The 18,367-nt window shown below is 66.8% G+C and carries 13 protein-coding genes; 7 read left to right on the top strand and 6 right to left on the bottom strand.

Annotated features, from left to right (window positions below):
- Positions 1 to 16: 16 nt before the first annotated feature.
- From dapD to asnB, 4 genes are all read left to right on the top strand, one after another.
- Complete coding sequence (dapD, locus tag LL962_RS07175) at positions 17 to 1,165, top strand: 2,3,4,5-tetrahydropyridine-2,6-dicarboxylate N-succinyltransferase (RefSeq protein WP_228316426.1); 1,149 nt, start codon at positions 17 to 19, stop codon at positions 1,163 to 1,165.
- Positions 1,166 to 1,621: 456 nt separating this feature from the next.
- Positions 1,622 to 1,978, top strand: coding sequence for an arsenate reductase (locus LL962_RS07180; RefSeq protein WP_228316428.1), 357 nt, complete (start codon positions 1,622 to 1,624; stop codon positions 1,976 to 1,978).
- Positions 1,979 to 2,086: 108 nt separating this feature from the next.
- A complete protein-coding gene (gene dapE, locus LL962_RS07185; protein ID WP_228316429.1) occupies positions 2,087 to 3,220 on the top strand; it encodes a succinyl-diaminopimelate desuccinylase in 1,134 nt (377 codons plus the stop codon).
- Positions 3,221 to 3,514: 294 nt separating this feature from the next.
- A complete protein-coding gene (asnB, locus tag LL962_RS07190; RefSeq protein WP_228316430.1) occupies positions 3,515 to 5,209 on the top strand; it encodes an asparagine synthase B in 1,695 nt (564 codons plus the stop codon).
- A gap of 50 nt (positions 5,210 to 5,259) precedes the next feature.
- On the opposite strand, the gene hpaM is transcribed toward asnB, so the two are convergent.
- The 3 genes from hpaM to LL962_RS07205 all read right to left on the bottom strand — a co-directional run bounded on the left by hpaM (position 5,260) and on the right by LL962_RS07205 (position 11,421).
- Entirely contained in the window at positions 5,260 to 6,312 is a 1,053-nt protein-coding gene (gene hpaM, locus LL962_RS07195) for a type III secretion-associated outer membrane-bound protein HpaM (RefSeq protein ID WP_228316431.1), read from the bottom strand.
- A gap of 233 nt (positions 6,313 to 6,545) precedes the next feature.
- Entirely contained in the window at positions 6,546 to 8,687 is a 2,142-nt protein-coding gene (locus LL962_RS07200; RefSeq protein WP_228316432.1) for a TonB-dependent siderophore receptor, read from the bottom strand.
- Positions 8,688 to 9,009: 322 nt separating this feature from the next.
- Positions 9,010 to 11,421 carry a penicillin acylase family protein gene (locus tag LL962_RS07205; RefSeq protein WP_228316433.1) on the bottom strand — a complete coding sequence of 804 codons (2,412 nt, stop codon included), beginning with the start codon at positions 11,419 to 11,421 and terminating at the stop codon, positions 9,010 to 9,012.
- 146 nt (positions 11,422 to 11,567) lie between these two features.
- On the opposite strand from LL962_RS07205, the gene bfr reads away from it, so the two are divergent.
- Positions 11,568 to 12,053, top strand: a complete 486-nt coding sequence (bfr, locus tag LL962_RS07210; protein WP_064509054.1) for a bacterioferritin — start codon at positions 11,568 to 11,570, stop codon at positions 12,051 to 12,053.
- Positions 12,054 to 12,153: 100 nt separating this feature from the next.
- On the opposite strand, the gene LL962_RS07215 is transcribed toward bfr, so the two are convergent.
- The 3 genes from LL962_RS07215 to LL962_RS07225 form a co-directional block, all read right to left on the bottom strand.
- The gene (locus LL962_RS07215) at positions 12,154 to 12,810 is read right to left on the bottom strand and encodes a thiopurine S-methyltransferase (protein WP_228316434.1); all 657 of its coding nucleotides are present in this window, start codon (positions 12,808 to 12,810) and stop codon (positions 12,154 to 12,156) included.
- 328 nt (positions 12,811 to 13,138) lie between these two features.
- Positions 13,139 to 15,382, bottom strand: coding sequence for a DNA topoisomerase IV subunit A (gene parC, locus LL962_RS07220; protein WP_228316435.1), 2,244 nt, complete (start codon positions 15,380 to 15,382; stop codon positions 13,139 to 13,141).
- A gap of 61 nt (positions 15,383 to 15,443) precedes the next feature.
- A complete protein-coding gene (locus tag LL962_RS07225) occupies positions 15,444 to 16,298 on the bottom strand; it encodes an AraC family transcriptional regulator (protein WP_228316436.1) in 855 nt (284 codons plus the stop codon).
- A 121-nt stretch (positions 16,299 to 16,419) separates the two neighbouring features.
- Between LL962_RS07225 and LL962_RS07230 the strand changes: the two genes are divergently transcribed.
- A complete protein-coding gene (locus LL962_RS07230; RefSeq protein WP_104588030.1) occupies positions 16,420 to 16,860 on the top strand; it encodes a MarR family winged helix-turn-helix transcriptional regulator in 441 nt (146 codons plus the stop codon).
- Positions 16,857 to 18,362, top strand: coding sequence for an efflux transporter outer membrane subunit (locus LL962_RS07235; protein ID WP_228316437.1), 1,506 nt, complete (start codon positions 16,857 to 16,859; stop codon positions 18,360 to 18,362). The genes LL962_RS07230 and LL962_RS07235 overlap by 4 nt, the downstream gene beginning before the upstream one ends.
- Positions 18,363 to 18,367 lie beyond the last annotated feature (5 nt).

Consider the following 18,367-nt stretch of genomic DNA (forward strand, 5'->3'; position numbering starts at 1 on the left):
CCTTCCGGAGACCCCCATGGCCACCACCAAGAAGAGCGCGCGCAAGTCCAGCGCGACCACCGCCGGCGCCGCGTCCAAGCGCACCGGCGCGCGCAGCAGCACCGTCGCCAACACCAAGCCGGCCGGCAAGGCGAAACCGCTGGCGGCTGTCGACAAGAAAGCGGCGTCCAAGCCTGCCGTCGCCAAGAAAGCTGCGGTGAAGAAGGTCGCCGGTGCAGCACGCGTTGCCAGCCGGCCGACCACCGTGGTGGCGGCGCCGGCCAGCAAGAAAGCCGCTGCCGCGAAGAAGCAGCCGATCGCCGAGCAGGCCATGCAGGCCGCCCTGCAGGTGGGCAACGACGAATTGAAGTTCGGCATCGAAAGTGCCTTCGAGCGCCGCGCCACCCTCACCGTGGACGAGATCGAAGGCTCGACCCGCGCCATCGTCAACCGCGTGATCGACGGCCTGGAAAGCGGCGAGTTCCGCGTGGCCGAGCCGGACGGGCAGGGCGGCTGGACCGTCAACGAGTGGTTGAAAAAGGCGGTGCTGCTGTACTTCCGCGTCAACGAGATGGCGGTGATCGACGCCCAGCCGGCGCCGTTCTGGGACAAGGTGGAGTCACGCTTCGCCGACTTCCACGAAGCGGAGTTCCGCAAGGCCGGCGTGCGCGTGGTGCCGGGTGCGGTGGCGCGGCGCGGCAGCTACTTCGGCAAGGACGTGGTGCTGATGCCCAGCTTCACCAACATCGGCGCCCATGTCGGCGAGGGCACCATGGTCGACACCTGGGCCACGGTGGGCTCGTGCGCGCAGATCGGCAAGCATTGTCATCTGTCCGGCGGTGCCGGCATCGGCGGCGTCCTCGAGCCATTGCAGGCCAGCCCGACCATCATCGAAGACCACTGTTTCATCGGTGCGCGTTCGGAGGTGGTCGAAGGCGTGGTCATCGGTCACCACAGCGTGATCGGCATGGGCGTGTTCATCAGCCAGAGCACGCGCATCTACAACCGCGCTACCGGCGAGATTTCCTACGGTTACGTGCCGCCTTACAGCGTGGTCGTCTCCGGACAGCTGCCGTCCAAGGACGGGACGCACTCGCTGTATTGCGCGGTGATCGTCAAGCAGGTGGACGCGAAAACGCGCAGCAAGACCAGCGTCAACGAGCTGCTGCGTGGGTTGGCGGACTAATTCCTTTTCCCCTGCGGAGATAATTCTGCAGATAGTCGCGCGGTAGGTGACGGCGCGAGTGCCTCCCTTCTCCCATCGGGAGAAGGTGGCGCGAAGCGCCGGATGAGGGTACGGGCGAAGCCTGGCAGTCATTGTTACACGAGTCTTCGCACGTACCCTCACCCCAACCCCTCTCCCGACGGGAGAGGGGCTTCGTCGCGCGTTAAGTGACGGCGCGAGTGCTTTCCTTCTCCCACGGGGAGAGGGTGGCGCGAAGCGCCGGATGAGGGCGCGAGCGAAGCCTGATGCAGGGTCTGCACAAGGCCTCGCCCGTCCCCTCACCCTAACCCCCGCTCCGCGCCCCGGCCCGCGCTTGCGGCGCGGGCGCTCCAAGGCACGCGCGCCAATGGCGCGCAAGCTGTGCCTTCTCGCCCCGACGGGAGAGGGGCTTTATAGGCCGATTTACCGGGAACAGAGATGACCACGCTCTACGGATTGAAAAACTGCGACACCTGCAAGAAAGCCACCAAGTGGCTGGACCGTTTCGGTGTCGCGCATACGTTTGTGGATTACCGTGACAACAAGCCGTCGCCGGAAACACTGCTGGAGTGGGCTGGCAAGGCGGGCGGATTCGACGCGCTGATCAACAAGTCTTCCACTACCTGGCGGCAGTTGCCCGACAACAAGAAGACGCCCGGTTCTGAGGCGGAGTGGAAGTTGCTGTTGCGCGAGTACCCGCAACTGATCCGCCGCCCGGTGGTAGTGACCGACGACGGCAGCGTCAGCCAGGGCTTCTCCGACAACGGTTTCAAGACGCGCTTTTCGATCGGCTGACGCCAATGCGGCCATCGTTTCGCCTGATGGGCTGCACAGCGCTGCATGCAAGCGCAGGCTGCCCGTTTCCACGCATGCGCGGCATGCATCCACCGGCAAGAGATCACGATGACCAGCGACGTCCTGCAATTGACCTGTGACCTGATCGCGCGCGCGTCGGTGACGCCCGACGATGCCGGCTGCCAGGCGCTGCTCGCCGAGCGGCTGGCTGCGGCGGGCTTTGCCTGCGAACACCTGCGCCTGGGCGAGGTCGACAATCTGTGGGCCACGCACGGGAGCGGCGCGCCGGTGCTGGTGCTGCTCGGGCATACCGACGTGGTACCGCCGGGGCCATGCGAGACCTGGACCAGCGATCCGTTCGATCCGCAGGTGCGCGACGGCGTGCTGTATGGACGTGGCGCGGCCGACATGAAGGGCAGCGTGGCTGCGTTCGCGATCGCCGCCGAAGGATTCGCCGCTGCGCATCCGGATCACCCCGGTACGCTGGCGGTACTGCTGACCTCCGACGAAGAGGGCGATGCCATCGACGGCGTGCGCCGCGTTGCCGAGCTGTTCCGCACGCGTGGGCAGCGCATCGACTGGTGCATCACCGGCGAGCCTTCGTCCACCGAGCGGCTGGGCGACCTGTTGCGCGTGGGACGGCGCGGCAGCCTGTCCGGCACGCTGACGGTGCGCGGCGTACAGGGGCACGTGGCGTATCCGCACAAGGCGCGCAACCCCATCCATCAGGCCGCGCCGGCACTGGCCGAACTGGTGGCCCGGCAGTGGGACCAGGGCTTCGAAAGTTTTCCGCCCACCAGCCTGCAACTTTCCAATATCCATGCCGGCACCGGCGCCAACAACGTGATTCCCGGCGAGCTGCAGGTTGCCTTCAACCTGCGCTACACCCCGCACTGGGACGCGCCGCGATTGGAGGCGGAAATCACCGCCATGTTCGACCGCCACGGGTTGGAGTATTCGCTACGCTGGCATCGCAGTGGCGAGCCGTTCTATACCCCGGAAGGCCGCCTGCGTCGCGTCGCACGCGAGGTGCTGGGCCAGTTCGCCGGCGCGCCGCCGGAGGAAAGTACCGGCGGCGGCACCTCCGATGCGCGCTTCATCGCGCCGCTGGGCGCGCAGTGCATCGAGGTGGGCCCGGTCAATGCCAGCATCCATCAAGTCGACGAGCACGTACGTGTGGCCGATCTGGAGGCTTTGCCGGCGCTGTACCGCACGCTGATCGAGCGCTTGCTGATCGAGTGAGTGGTCGCGGGCACGGCGTCGTTGCCGCTGAAACAGTTGCGCCAGTCAAAACGAAGGGTTAGCGTCAGCTGCATGGTCGTCCGCCTCGCCAACCTCATTAATGCCAACCGCAATGGCCTGCGCGCGAATAATCGTGCGCGGCCGATGCGGGTCTGCGACTAGGCGAAGTACCACCAAACGCCCAGGAACCAGAAAACCCGCATCGGCCGATGCGGGTTTTTTTTATGGGTGTCGTTTTCGTGCAGCACGCTAGCCACCGGCCATCAATCCCGCTGTGTCATCAGGAGTGTTTCCATGTGTTCCATCTTCGGTATCTTCGACCTGCAACCCGGCGACGATCTGCAGGCACTGCGCCGGCAGGCGCTGGAGTGTTCGCAGCGGCAGCGCCATCGCGGCCCGGACTGGAGCGGTGTGTACGTCGACAGCGGCGCGATCCTGGTGCATGAGCGCCTGGCCATCGTCGACCCGGCCGGCGGTTCGCAGCCGTTGCTGTCCGAAGACGGGCAATTGGTGCTGGCGGTCAACGGCGAGATCTACAACCATCGCGAACTCAAGACCGAACTGCTGCAGCCGTATGCGTTCCAGACCGGCTCCGATTGCGAGGTGATCAATGCGCTGTACCGCGAGGACGCGCCGGCCTCGTACCTCAACCGTCTCAACGGTATCTTCGCGTTCGCGCTATGGGACAAGGCGGCTGGCCGGGTGATCATCGCGCGCGATCCGATCGGCGTGGTGCCGCTGTACTGGGGACATGATCGCGAAGGGCGGCTGCGGGTGGCCTCGGAGCTGAAGTCTTTGGTGGATACCTGCGCCGATGCGGCGCAGTTCCCGCCCGGCCATTGGTATGACAGCGCCACCGGCGCGCTCAGCCGCTACTACGAGCGCGCCTGGCGCGAATACGGCGAAGTGGAGGGCGTGCAGGTGCCGCTGCAGGAATTGCGACAGGCCTTCGAGCGGGCAGTGCACCGCCAGCTGATGACCGACGTGCCGTACGGCGTGCTGTTGTCCGGTGGCCTGGATTCGTCGTTGGTTGCCGCAGTTGCCGCCCGCTACGCACGCCATCGCATCGAGGAGAACGACACCACCGAGGCGTGGTGGCCGCGGCTGCATTCGTTCGCGATCGGCCTGAAGGGCTCGCCCGATCTCGCCGCAGCCGAAGTGGCGGCCGCGGCGATCGGCACCGTGCATCACGGCTTCGAATACACCTTCGAAGAGGGGCTGGATGCGTTGCCGGAAGTGATACGCCATATCGAGACCTATGACGTCACCACCATCCGCGCCTCCACGCCGATGTTTCTGCTGGCACGACGGATCAAGGCCATGGGCGTCAAGATGGTGCTGTCGGGCGAAGGCAGCGACGAAATCTTCGGCGGTTACCTGTATTTCCACAAGGCGCCCAACGCCCGCGAATTCCACGAGGAACTGGTGCGCAAGCTCGACGCGCTCAACAACTACGATTGCCTGCGTGCCAACAAGTCGATGATGGCCTGGGGGGTGGAGCCGCGGGTGCCTTTCCTGGATCGCGAGTTCCTGGATGTGGCCATGCGCATGGACGCCAGCGACAAGATGATCGACAAGACCAGCAGCGGCGCAACGCGCATGGAGAAGGGCGTGCTGCGCGAGGCGTTCGCCGGCTACCTGCCCGATTCCATCCTGTGGCGGCAGAAAGAGCAGTTCAGCGACGGCGTGGGCTATGGCTGGATCGACGGGCTCAAGGCGCACGCCGCTGCGCATGTCAGCGATCGTGAGCTGGCTGCAGCGAACCGGCGTTTCCCGGTCAATCCGCCGCAGACCAAGGAAGCGTATTTCTATCGCAGCCTGTTCGAGCAGTTCTTCCCGGGCCAGGCGGCGGCCGAGACGGTGCCGGGTGGCAAGTCGATCGCGTGTTCCTCGCCGACGGCCATTGCCTGGGATGCGAGTTTTGCCGCGATGGCCGATCCTTCCGGCCGCGCCATCGCAGGGGTGCATGCGCAGGCACTGGCGTCCTGATCCGTTGCAACGGCGGCGGGCGGTGCCCGCCCTGGCGCCGCCGGCTGCTCTTATTGCTCGTGGCGCACGCAGTAACCGTAACGCTGTGGTTCGATATCTACTCCTGCCACATCGGCCTGATTGTTGCGCCACAGATTCGGCTTGAAGTCGGCGGCAGTGCAGTTGGCTGCACGGTCCACGCCGATGGTGTAGGTGAACGGCGTATTGGCGAAACGATTGTTCTCGAACACGTTGTCCTGGCTCATGCTGTTGTCCCAGCACAGGATTTCCGGCGTGCGGTAACGGATGGCACAGGCCAGGAACACGCCGGCGGCCTTGTTGCCATCGAACACGTTGTTGCTGAAGCGGTTGCGTCGCGCATCGGACAGGTAGATGCCCTGGCTGCCGTTGCGCTCGAAGCGGTTGTTGCGGATCTCGCTGTCTTCCAGATGTTCGGTAGTCAGGCCGGCGGCCACGTTGTCGTGGATGTAGTTGTTGACCATCGTGACCTTGGCGGTGCGGTTGAACGACACGCCGTCCCAGATCGCGCCGGAAACGTCGTTGTTCTCGATGGTGATCTCGCGCGTGTCGTACTCGCTCAACAGGCAGGCGCTGCGGCATTTGTTGACCTGCAGACCGGCCAGGTGGATGCCCTGGCCGGAACGCACCACCACCGCGCTATTGCTCAGATACGGACGCTCGGGCATGAATTCCTTGTCGCCGGTGCTGGCGACGATCTGCATGTCTTCGATGCTGACATTGCGGATCACTCCGGTCGGCTGCTGGTTCTCGTAGTCGCCGACCACCAGTACCGGTTGCTGCACTCCATCGGCCATGCGCAGCACGGTGGCGGGACCCTTGCCGCGCAGGGTGAGATTGCCGCGGTGGATGGAGACCAGCCCGTTCAGTGGAAACTCGCCTTTGTCTAGGCAGAGCACCGACGGCGTGTCGCTGTGCGGCAGCTTGTCGATGGCGTTTTGCAGACTCTGCCCCGGCTTCACCTTGGCGGTACAACCGGCGACCGGTGCCGGCGGAGGGCCGGGAGGAGCGGGCGGCGCGGCCGAACAGGCAGCGGCGAACACGAGCGGCAGCAAGGCGGAAGCGGTGCGGGCAAGCGGGGGCATGCGGATTCCGGTCAGTGGGGAGAGGAGGGCGATCGCGCTGGCGTGCAGCTTCGATCGCGACGGCCTCTAGTGTGTCCCACGCGACGTTAAGTTCCAGCCCATGCATGCCCGTCCGATTGGGCGCAGGTTCATTGCCTGGCTGGCGACGCGGCACCGATCGTCCGCCATGCGGCAGCGACCGCAGGGCGTTCGCCGCGACCAGATGCGACGAACGCCGTCGCGGTGCGCCACGCTCAGAAGCTGTAGGCCAGCTGCGCGTAGATGCGTCGCGGCTCGCCGGGGAAGTGCCCACCGCGTGCATTGAAGCCGCTCACTGCGTACACCTTGTCGAACAGGTTCTTGACGTTGACCTGCAGCTTCCACGCGTCCCACTGGGTCTGCCAGCTGATGTCGTAGATGGCGTACGGTTTGACGCGTTGACCCTCCAGGCTGACGCGCTCGCCCACGTAGTCGGCGCCGAAGGCGATGGCCGAGCGCCAGGCCGGCAGATCGTAGCGTGTCCACAGGCCGAAGGTATTGCGTGGCGCATTGGCGAAGCGATCGCCGGAAGCGTTGGTGATGCCGTTGGTGCCGGCATCGATGACGCGTGCGTCGTTGTAGGCGTAGGTAAGATTGAAGACCCAGCGCTCGGTGAGGTCGGCCAGCAGATCCACTTCCAATCCCTCGCTGCGGACCAGGCCGAGCGCGGACAGCTGGTTGACGCCGTCCACGATCGCGCCGTTGGCCTGCACGATGTTGCTGCGCTCGATGCGATACAGCGCGGTGTTCAAGCTGAGCCCGCCATCGTTGAGTGCGGTCTTCAGGCCCAGCTCCCATTGCGTGCTGCGCTCCGGCTCGAAGGGCCCGCCGACGCTGGCGTCCTGGCTGGCAGCATCCTGGGGCACGAATCCGCTGGCGTAACTGGCGTAGGCATTGATGCCCTCGCGCAACACCACGGTGCTGCCGAGACGCCAGCTCAGATCGTTGCCGGTGACGCGCGAATCATCCAGCCGGTTGTCGTCCTTGAAGCCGTCCCAGCGCAGGCCCGCCATCGCATGCCAGCGCGGGGTGAGGGTGAGTTCATCCTGCAGATAGGCGCCGTAGCGCTGGCTGCGGGTGCTGGTGGCGCGCCAGGGCAGCGTGTCCAGGCCGTAGTCGTAGAAGCCGCTGCGGCCATAAGCCGGGTTGAACAGGTCGATGCCCGGCACCGGCCCGCGGACACGCCCGGTATCTGCGGTATTGGCGGTCTGCGCGCGGAAGTCGGCATCCAGCCGGTAGTAATCGGCGCCCATCAGCAGCTTGTGCGCGATGTCGCCGGTGCTGGTGCGGAACACCGCATTGACGTTGCTGGAGATCGCATCGTTGTCGCGGTACTGGTTACGCAACTGGCGCGTCATCCACTCGGCGGTGCCGTCGCGGTTGCGATCGATCAGCCCCATCGGCTCGTGATAGATCTGGTGTTCGTCGTTCTTGAACCAGCGTAGCGCCATGTCCAGATCCCATGCGCTGGACGGTGAGAAGCGATACTGCGCGAACGCCACCTTGGCGCGCATGTCCAGGAAGTCGGTAGGCTCGTTGTGGTTCCAGCGGCGGTTGGTGAGGAAGGTGCCGGCATCGTCCACCGGCACACCGCGCAGCCGGTTGCCGCCGAGGTTCTGGGTGATGTCGGTGTACTGCAGGGTCAGTTCGCCGGTCTGGCCGATGTCGAACGCCACCGACGCATCACCGATCTGGCTCTGGCTGTCGGTGTTCCAGCGAAATCCGTCTTCGCCGTCGGCATACGCACCGATGCGGTAGCGCACGCGTCCGTCCTCGCGCACCGGGCCGGTGGCTTCGAACGAGGCCGCGCCGAAGGATTGGTTGCCCACCTGCAGCTCCACCCGCCGCTGCGCCTGGTGCCCAGGCTTGCGGGTGACGTAGTTGATGACGCCGCCCGGTTCGCCGCCGCCGTACAGGGCGCCGGCCGGTCCCTTGAGCACTTCCACGCGTTCGATGTTGAACAGCTGCGGCACCGAAAAGCCCGCATACGGATCGCCGCGCAAGCCGTCGTACAGCACGTTTTCCTGCCGGAAACCGCGCAAGGTGACGCCGGCGTAGCTGAAGAAACTGATGCCGCTGATGCTGCGATACAGATCGGTGATCTGGCGTGCGGCCTGATCGTCGATCAGCTCGCGCGGCAGCACCTGCACCGATTGCGGCACCAGCGCCAGTGGCGTGTCGGTACGTGTCGCCACCGCTGCGTCTTCGGATTTGTACAGGGTCTGCGCGCGGCCGACCACGTTGACGCCATCCAGGTCGGTGACGGTTGCAGCGCCGGTGCGTTGTTGGGCGACGGCACAGGGGGAGGTTGAAGCCAGGGCGACGGCGAGCGCGGTGACAAGGAGCGTGGGGCGCATTGATCACTAATGGGAATGGTTATCAAATGCATCTTAGCATGCTGTGCTCGCTTGATGGATTGGAGCGCTCATCCCTTCTCCCGCCGGGAGAGGGTGCCCCAAGGGCGGATGAGGGTGCGCGCGCAGCCAGGTGCCGTCTGTCACCTAGCAAGCCGTTCGTCGACATGGAACGCTGGTTGAGGCCGGCGCGGAATGCGTGGCATCGCAGGCGACCGGTCGCATGACGTGGGTGCGTCCTCTTCTCCAGCTCCCGTTCCGCGCCCCGGCCAGCGCCCGCAGCGCGGGTTGCGCGCGTGTCGATCAACGAGGCAATACGCCACGCCTATTCCGGCTGCAACTGCAGCGTATGGCGGGTAGCGGTCGGCAGAAATGGCGTCGGCCGGCCATGCACCCAATCGTCGTGCCCGGCGCCCCAGAACGGCGATAGCGGGTGTCCGCTCTGGCCGCCCGGCATGTGCACGATGCCGTCCTGCTCGTGGCCGGGCGACACCACCATGCGTTCGGAGGCGCCGAACGCCGGGCCTTGCACGCGCGGCATGTCGCGATCGCCCGGCAGTTGATCCGGTGGCATGCACAGCCAGCGCTGGACGAGTGGCAAAGCGCGCGCGATCGGGTGGCAGATGGCGGCGGTATTGCGCTCGCCCCAGGTGTGATCGGCAAGCGACTGGCCCGGCTCGCCCTGCGCAAGCAGCGCGGTCTGCGCATCGCGTGCGGCATCGATGAGCAGCCGATCCCAGCTGGCATGGCCCGGTGGCAGCAGATGCGCCGGGCGCTGCTGCAGCAATGGCCAGACGATGCCTTCCAGCTGTGCACGCCGTGGTGGCTGGAACGCCTCGCCCAGCGCGGACCTGGCTGGCGTCAGCAAACCGGCTTCCACCGTTGCGATGGTGTTGCTGCGGAAGTCGCGCACGATGCGGTAGCTGGCCGATCCGGCGGATGCGCGGCCGTCCCACTGCCGCGTGGCGCGTTCGATCTGCTGCAGCGCCGGATCCTTGCTGTGTTCGACCACGCCGCGCAGCAGCTGCCACCAGCGGGTCAGCAGCAGGGCGCGGTCGTCCAGCTGGATCGCGAGCAAGTCGCGCTCGGTGAAGCGTTGTCTGGCGAACAAATCGTCGCGGATCTGCTGCGCCCGCGCACCAAGGTCGTAGCCGGCGTTGCCGAGGATGGCCAGCTGTTGCGCGTCGACGACGCGACTGTTGGCGGTCCACAGCCGGTGCGAGGGTGGGTCGATCAAGGCAGGCGCCGCGTCGCTGCGCACCGGCCAGGGCTGGCAGCCGGTTGGCGGGGGCGGCGTTGCCGCCTGGGCAGGCGCGGGCGAGGTTGCAGCCGCACCGGCGAACGAGCTCGCCAATTCGGCGATGCCACTGGGGCTGCAGCCCGCATTGCGCTCAGGGCGCGCGCCGATCAGGCGCCAGGCGATGCGTCCGCTGCGGTCTGCCACCAGCAGGTTCTGCGCGGGAATTCCCGAGCGGTCTGCCACTGCGAATGCATCTTCCAGGTCGCCGGCACTGCTCATCTGCGCAAAATCCAGGCCGATCGCGCCCGGCAGCTGCGCCGCCCAGCGCAACGCCAGCAGGCTGCCGTCCGGGTTGACGTGCACGATCGGTCCCCAGGCCGCCTCGCGCACCCGCAACTGCACCGGCGCTGCACCGGCGACGCGGATGGTTTCGACATGCGTGGTCAACGCCTGCCGATGCCCGGGCGCGGGCGCCGGAATGCGTGCGAAGTCGGCGGTATCGATATAGCTGTTGGTGAATGCCCAGGCCACGTGCCCATTGCTGCCCACCACCACCGCAGGCAGGCCGGGCAGGGTGAAGCCGGTGACGTCCACCTTGCCGCCCGCTGCTTCGGCATCCGGGTAACGCAGCCGCGCGCGGAACCAGATATTGGGTGCGCGCAATCCCAGATGCATGTCGTCGGCGACGATGGCGCGGCCGTCGGCGGTGAGCGTGCCGTCCACGGCGAAGTTGTTGCTGCCCGGGGTGGGCGGCTCGGCACGCGGCATGGCGGGGGCATGCGGCAGGCGGCGCAGGTCCAGCGCGGTTGCGTCGGGAAGCACGGCATCGCCCTGTGCCGGACCGAACAGGGGCGCGTCCCAGCTGGAGCCCTGGTGATCGAGCAGTCCGGCCAGGGCCGGCGGCACCACGGCGCGGATGCGCGCGGTCGCCAGTTCGGTCTGGTTGTCGTTGTCCTGCAGATCGGCGTACATCGCCATGCCGGTCAGGATGGAGTCGTCCAGGGTCCAGGCGCGCGGGCGCTGGCGCAGCAGCAGGTAAGGCCATGGCCGCACCTGCAGGGCTGCCAGCCCGGCGTTCACGCCATCGGTATAGGCCTGCAGCGCGTCGCGCTGGCTGCCGACGGCGATGTCCAGGCTGGCATGCACGCGTGCGCGCAGCCGATGCACGCGATTGCGTCTGTCCAGCTCCAGCGCCTTGGCACCGAACAGTTCGGACAGCTCGCCAGCCGGCGCGCGGCGCATCAGGTCCATCTCGAAGTAGCGTTCCTGTGCGTGGATGTAGCCCAGCGCACGCAGCGCATCGAGCCGGCTCCGCGCATCGATGGTGACCACGCCATTGGCGTCGCGCTGAACCTGCACCGCAGTATCCAGCCCGCCGAGCGCGGCGGCACCGTCCAGCTGCGGCAGGCTGCCGCGCAGCAGCAAGTAGACGCACGCAACGACGAGCAATGCCAGTATCACGAATCCCAGCGACAGCCGGACCAGCCATTGGCGCATCGTCGTTCCCTCACGAAAGGTGCAAGTGTGGCTGCCGGGCATGACCGTGGTGCGTCTGGCCGCAAGCGCAACTGAAAGTGATTCCGATTAGATCATTGCCTGGCCGCATAGGGCACCATGCGCGCATTGCGTCGCTGGAGCACACCATGAAAGGCCATCCCGAAGTCGTCGATTACCTCAAGCAGCTGCTGCGCGGCGAGCTGGCGGCACGCGACCAGTATTTCCTGCATTCGCGCCGCTACGAGGATCAGGGCCTGATGGCGCTGTACGAGCGCATCAACCACGAGATGCAGGAAGAAACCGAACACGCGGACGCGTTGTTGCGGCGCATCCTGTTCCTGGAAGGCGATCCGGACATGCGCCCGGCCGAATTCACTCCGGGCAAGACGGTGGTGGAAATGCTGGAACGCGATCTTGTCGTGGAATACGAAGTGCGTGCCGCGCTCGCCGCCGGCATGAAACTGTGCGAAGAACATGGCGACTACGTCAGCCGCGACGTGTTGCTCAAGCAATTGCAGGACACCGAAGAAGACCACGCCTGGTGGCTGGAACAGCAGCTGGGCCTGATCAAGCGGATCGGCCTGGAGCTGTACCAGACCTCGAAGATCGACAAGGGCCACGTGGCCGGCTGATCGCGCGCGGAACTCCGCCCCGGCCCTGCAAGGCCGTGCGCCGATGGGCCGCCGCCGGTCCGGATGCGCTGCGCCACTGCCAGCAGCGCACCGGGCGCAGTCAGTGGCGTTGCAGGCGATACACTGCGGTGGACAGGGCGGTCACGCCATCGGCACGGAAGCGCGGTTCCTGGTCGAGGATGTCGCGCTGTTCCAGTCGCTGCACCCGCCACTGCGCATCGAATAGCGCGTGCACTTCGCCGGGATCCACCGCGAAGGGCGGCCCGGCTTTTTCGGCCTGTGGATAGTCCAGGGTGATCAACAGGCCGCGGCAGTCGGCCGGCAGGCGCGCGTAGGTCGTCTGCAGGTACTGCCGGCGCAGGTCGGCGGGCAGCGCCACCAGTGCGGCGCGGTCGTACACCGCGCTGCAATCGGCCAGCACGCTGGGATCCAGCGCAAACGCGTCGCCACAGACGATCTCGATGGGGCCGGCGATGAAGTGCTCGCCGGCATTGCTGGCGTGGCGCTGCGGCTGCAGGCCCGCTTCGGCGAAGAACTGCGCCACGGCCAGCGGCGACAGCTCCACGCCCAGCACGCGATGTCCCTGCGCGGCCAGCCAATGCATGTCCAGCGTCTTGCCGCACAGCGGTACCAATACGCGTGCAGCGTGTGGCAGCTGCAGTGCCGGCCAGTGCTTCTGCAGCAGCGGCATCACCTCATCCTGGTGAAAGCCGATCTGTCCGTCCTGCCAACGTTGCAACCAGAAGTCTGTATCCATGGTCTCGTCGTATCGGTGCAATGCAGTGCGGTATCGCACTGATAAAGAGTGCGCCTGTGTGGGCAGCGCGTCAGGGTTAGCCAGTGTTGCGGGCGGCGGAGTGCGTTTTGCAGCCAGGCGCATCGCTCGAATCCACGGTACTGCATATCGATCTGGATAAGACCGCCGGCTTTCGATTCTTGGCCATCCGCGTACAGCAGTGAATCTCCGGGCCAATCCGCTGCAACGCGGGTGATTCTCTGCCTCGGCTGCGTGCCGCGCCTCAGTGATCCGAGGCGACGGCAGCTACAGCCGCGCCGCTGCGCGTCCGGCGAGTGAATACCCGCGACTACTGCACCTCCAGCCCATCCACCTTCTGCCACCCCCTCGGCAACAACGAACCACGGCTGGCACGCGCGCCCACATACGTATCCAGATCCTTGAACGACAGGCTCATGGTGCGTGCGCCGCTGCGCACCAGCAGCGTGTTGCCGGGTGCCACCGCGACCACCGCGACCACGCGCTCGGTGCCGAGCTTGGCCTTGGGAATCTCGATGATCTTGTTGCCCTTGCCCTTGTCCAGCTCGGGCACCTCGGTGGCCGGCACGGCGAGCAGGTTGCCGGCGCTGGTGACCGCAACGATCCGGTCGGTCTGCGGGTTGCTCACCTGTGCAGGCGTGAGCACATGCGAACCGGCGGTGAGATTGAGCATCGCCTTGCCGGCCTTGTTGCGGCCGGTGAGGTTCTCGAAGCGGGTCACGAAGCCGTAGCCGTGCGAGGACGCCAGCACGAAGCGGGTGGCGTTGTCGGCGCTGGCCATGACCTGGAACGCCGCGCCCGAGGCCGGCGAGAAGCGCCCGGTCAGCGGCTCACCGTTGCCGCGCGCCGAGGGCAGGGTGTGCACGGCGGTGGAATAGGCGCGCCCGTCCGAATCCAGGAAGGCTACCTGATGCGTGCTGCGGCTGCGCACTGCCGCCAGCAGGCCATCGCCTTCGCGGTAGGACATGCCGGCCGGGTCCACCTCGTGGCCCTTGGCCGCACGTACCCAGCCTTTTTCCGACAGCACCACGGTCATCGGTTCGCTGGCGACCATCTCGGTTTCGTCGATCGCCTGCGCCGCGCCACGCTGCACCAGCGGCGAGCGGCGCGCGTCGCCGAACTTCTTGGCGTCGGCGGTGAGTTCGTCCTTGATCAGCTTCTTCAGTTTGGGCTTGCTGTCCAGGATGGCCAGGATCTGTGCGCGTTCCTTGGCCAGTGCTTCCTGCTCGCCGCGGATCTTCATTTCTTCCAGGCGCGCCAGCTGGCGCAGCTTGGTTTCCAGGATGTATTCGGCCTGTTCCTCGCTCAGCGCGAAGCGGGCGATCAGCACCGGCTTGGGTTCGTCCTCGCTGCGGACGATGCGGATCACCTCGTCCAGGTTGAGGAAGGCGACCAACAGGCCTTCCAACAGGTGCAGGCGGCGCTCGACCTTCTGCAGGCGATGGTTGAGGCGGCGGGTCACCGTGTTGCTGCGGAAGCTCAGCCATTCGCTCAGCAGGTGCTTGAGGTTCTTGACCTGCGGGCGGCCATCCAGGCCGATCACATTGAGGTTGACGCGGTAGCTGCGTTCCAGATCGGTGGTGACGAACAGATGGCCCATCAGCTGTTCGGCGTCCACGCGGCTGGAACGCGGCACCAGGACCACCCGCACCGGGCTGGTGTGGTCGGATTCGTCGCGGATGTCTTCCAGCCACGGCAGCTTCTTGGCGCGCATCTGCTGGGCGATCTGTTCGATCACCTTGGACGGCGAGACCTGGTACGGCAACGCGTCGATGACGATGTTGGCGTGTTCTTTCTTGTAGGTGGCGCGCGCACGCACGCTGCCATGGCCGGTCTCGTAGATCGCGCGCAGGTCGGCGGGCGGCGTGATGATCTCGGCGGTGGTGGGGTAATCCGGTCCGCGCACGTGTTCGCACAGCTCGGCCACGCTGGCATCTGGGTCGTCGAGCAGGCGCAGCAGCGCGCTGACGATCTCGTTGAGGTTGTGCGGCGGTACGTCGGTGGCCATGCCGACCGCAATGCCGGTGGTGCCGTTGAGCAGCAGGTGCGGCAGACGCGCCGGCAGCCAGGTGGGCTCTTCCAGGGTGCCGTCGAAGTTGGGCGCCCAGTCGGTGGTGCCCTGGCCTAGCTCGCCCAGCAGCACTTCGGCGATCGGGGTCAGCTTGGATTCGGTGTAGCGCATCGCCGCGAACGACTTGGGATCGTCGGTGGAGCCGAAGTTGCCCTGGCCTTCGATCAGCGGATACCGATACGAGAACGGCTGCGCCATCAGCACCAGCGCCTCATAGCAGGCGCTGTCGCCATGCGGGTGGTACTTACCGATCACATCGCCCACGGTGCGCGCGGACTTCTTCGGCTTGGCGGCCGCGTTCAGGCCCAGCTCGCTCATCGCATAGACGATGCGGCGCTGCACCGGTTTCAGGCCGTCGCCCAGGAATGGCAGGGCGCGGTCGAGCACCACGTACATCGAGTAGTCGAGATAGGCGCGTTCGGCGTATTCGCGTAGCGGCAGCTGTTCGAAGCCGTGGAAGGTGGGGCGGGTCAGATCGGTCATGTAAAGCCAGGTCCTGCGTGAAGAAGAACCCGCGCCAGGGCGCGGACTCGAAGAGCGCCGATTATCCGGATGCGGCGGGGGATGCCAAGCCGCGCGCGTTGGGGCCAGCCAGATAGCGCATGGGTGGGGCGCCGAAGTGGCGGTGGAACACGCTGACGAAGGCGCTGGGGCTGCTGTAGCCGAGCTGGTCGGCCACCGTGGCCACCGCGCTGCCCTGACTGAGCCGGCGCAGACCTTCGGCCAGCCGGGCCTGCTGCCGCCACTGCGCAAAACTCAGGCCGGTCTCGGCACGGAAATGCCGGCTCAGACTACGCGGCGACAGCCCGCCCCAGGCGGCCCACGCTTCCAGCGGGCGCGGATCGGAGGGGGTCTCGAGCAACTGGCGTGCGATGCGCAGCAGCCGGCGGTCGGCCGGCATGGGCAGATGCAGGTGGTCGATCTGCACCTGGCATAGCTCGTCCAGCAACACCGCGGCCAAGCGTTGCCGGGCTGCGTCCAGCGGCTGATCCAGGGGCCAGCCGGCAGCGCGCATGATCGCTTCGCGTGCCAATCCGGTCAGCCGGATCACGCCGATCTGCTCAGGCAGGCCATGGCAGGCGTCCGGTCGTATCACCACGCCCCAGCCACGCAGCGGCCCGGCCAGCTCCACGGTGTGCTGCCGGCCCGGCGGCATCCAGCCGGCACAGCCTGGCGGCAGCGACAAGCTGCCTTGTTCGGTGTGCACGGTCAGCACGCCGTGTTCAACGAACATCAGCTGGCCGCGCACATGCGCATGCCAGGCGGTCTCCGGCGCCCAGACCGCGCGCAGATCGGCCAGGAACGCGATCAGCACCGGGCCATCGGCCCACTCGAAGCTGTCGCGTACGCCGGGCGGCAAGGCGTCGACGGTCGTGGTTGGCCGGTTTTCGATAGGCATTGGCGCAATTGTATTACCAGGCCAGCGTGGGCGCGGCGTATGGTGGCAACCCTTGCGTCTGGTTTAATCGCGGCCAACATATTTGCGTTGACAAATATTTTATTCGAAATAAAATCTCCGCATGAGCGATCACCCCGACACCCCGCCGTCGTTCGGACTGCTGCTGCGCCAGGTACGCGATGCGTTGATGCGTCAGCTCGAGGCAGAGATGAAGGGCGAGCTGCCCGACTTCGGCTTCAGCCACTACGTCGGCCTGAAGATTCTTGCCGTGCGCTCGCCGTGCACGGCCAACGAGCTGGCGCTGGCGCTGGACCAGACTCCGAGCGCCGTGACCCGCCTGCTCGACAAGCTCGAGGCGCTGGGTGCGGTGCGGCGCGAGCCGCACGCCCAGGATCGGCGCGCGCTGCAGATCGTCATGACCGAGCAGGGCGTGGCGTTGTGGGAGCGACTGCGTCTGCGCGGCGAACGTGCAATCGAGTACGGCCTGCGCGATCTGTCCGCTTCTGAGCGCGAGCAACTCACCTCTCTTCTCATCCGTGTCCGCGATGCACTCAACTCATGAACACCGCTAGTTTCCACCGACGATCTTCGCGCCCACGCGTGCTGCGCTTGTTGCTGCCGGCTGCCGCGGCACTGGTGCTGACGGCCTGCGCCAGCAGCCGCGGTCTGACGCCGCAGGGCACGCTGCTGGAAGCCGGTGCGCTGCATGCCGAGCGGACGCTCGGACCGGCGTCGCTGAGTCCGGCAGCCTGGCCGGCAAGCGATTGGTGGCGCGCGCTCGGCGATGCGCAACTCGACGCGTTGATCGCCGAGGGGCTGCAGCATAGCCCCAGCCTGGCCGCAGCCGACGCACGCCTGCGTCAGGCGCAGGCGCGCACCGGGACCGCCCAGGCCGAGCGTGGCCCGAGCCTGTCGGTATCCGGTGGCTACACCGGCCTGCAGCTGCCCGAAGCCATGGTCGGCGAGGAGCTGGGAGGCAGTTACGGCGGCAGTGCGCAGGCCGTGCTGGATTTCCGCTACGGCGTGGATCTGTGGGGCGGCAAGCGGGCGGCCTGGGAAGCGGCAGTGGATCAGGCGCATGCCGCCGCCATCGACGCGCAGGCCGCACGGCTGAACCTGTCGGCGGCGATCGCCGAGGGCTACGCGCAGCTCGCCTATGCGTGGAGCCTGCACGATGTGGCCAGCGACGAGCTGACCCGCGCGCAGAAGACGTTGCAGCTCACCCGCCAACGTCGCAGCGCCGGCATCGACAGCGAGCTGCAGGTCCGTCAGGCGCAGGCGCGCGTGCCGGCCGCGCAGCAGCAATTGCAGTCCGCACAGCAGCAGATCGACGAGGCGCGCACCGCGCTGGCTGCGCTGGTCGGCCAGGGCCCGGACCGTGGGCTGCAGATCGCACGCCCGACCCTGGGCACCGCGCTTGCCATGCAACTGCCGAGCAATCTGCCGGCCGATCTGCTCGGCCGTCGCCCGGATGTCGTGGCCGCGCGCTGGCGGGTGGAAGCGGCCGACAAGGACATCGCCGTCGCCAGGACCCGCTTCTATCCCAGTCTCAACCTGATTGCGCTGGGCGGAGTGGTCAACCCGGATGTCGGCAAGCTGCTGGAAAGCGGCTCGGTGTTCGGGCTGGTGGCACCGGCGCTGAGCCTGCCGATCTTCGACGGCGGCAAATTGCGCGCCAACCTGGCCGGCAGCGATGCGCAGTACGACCTGGCGGTGGCCGACTACAACCAGAAAGTGATTTCCGCCCTGCGCGAAGTCGCCGATCAGGTCAATGCGGTGCGCTCGCTGGAGCAGCGCGCCCAGGCGCAGGACCAGGCCGTGCAGACGGTGAGCGCCGCGTTCGACCTTGCGCAACAGCGCTTCCGTGCCGGTATCGGCAGCTACCTGGATGTGCTCAGCGTGCAGGAGCAGCAGCTGCTGGCACGCCAGCGCATGGCCGCATTGCAATCGCAACAACTGCTGGCCTCGGTGAGGTTGCAGCGTGCGCTGGGCGGCGGCTACATGCCCGAGCCCGCACGCGATACCGCACATACCGCAGCCAGTTCCGCACAACCGCATTCCTGAGACAG

The sequence above is a fragment of the Xanthomonas sp. NCPPB 1067 genome, from assembly GCF_020783795.1.
GTDB lineage: Bacteria > Pseudomonadota > Gammaproteobacteria > Xanthomonadales > Xanthomonadaceae > Xanthomonas > Xanthomonas melonis.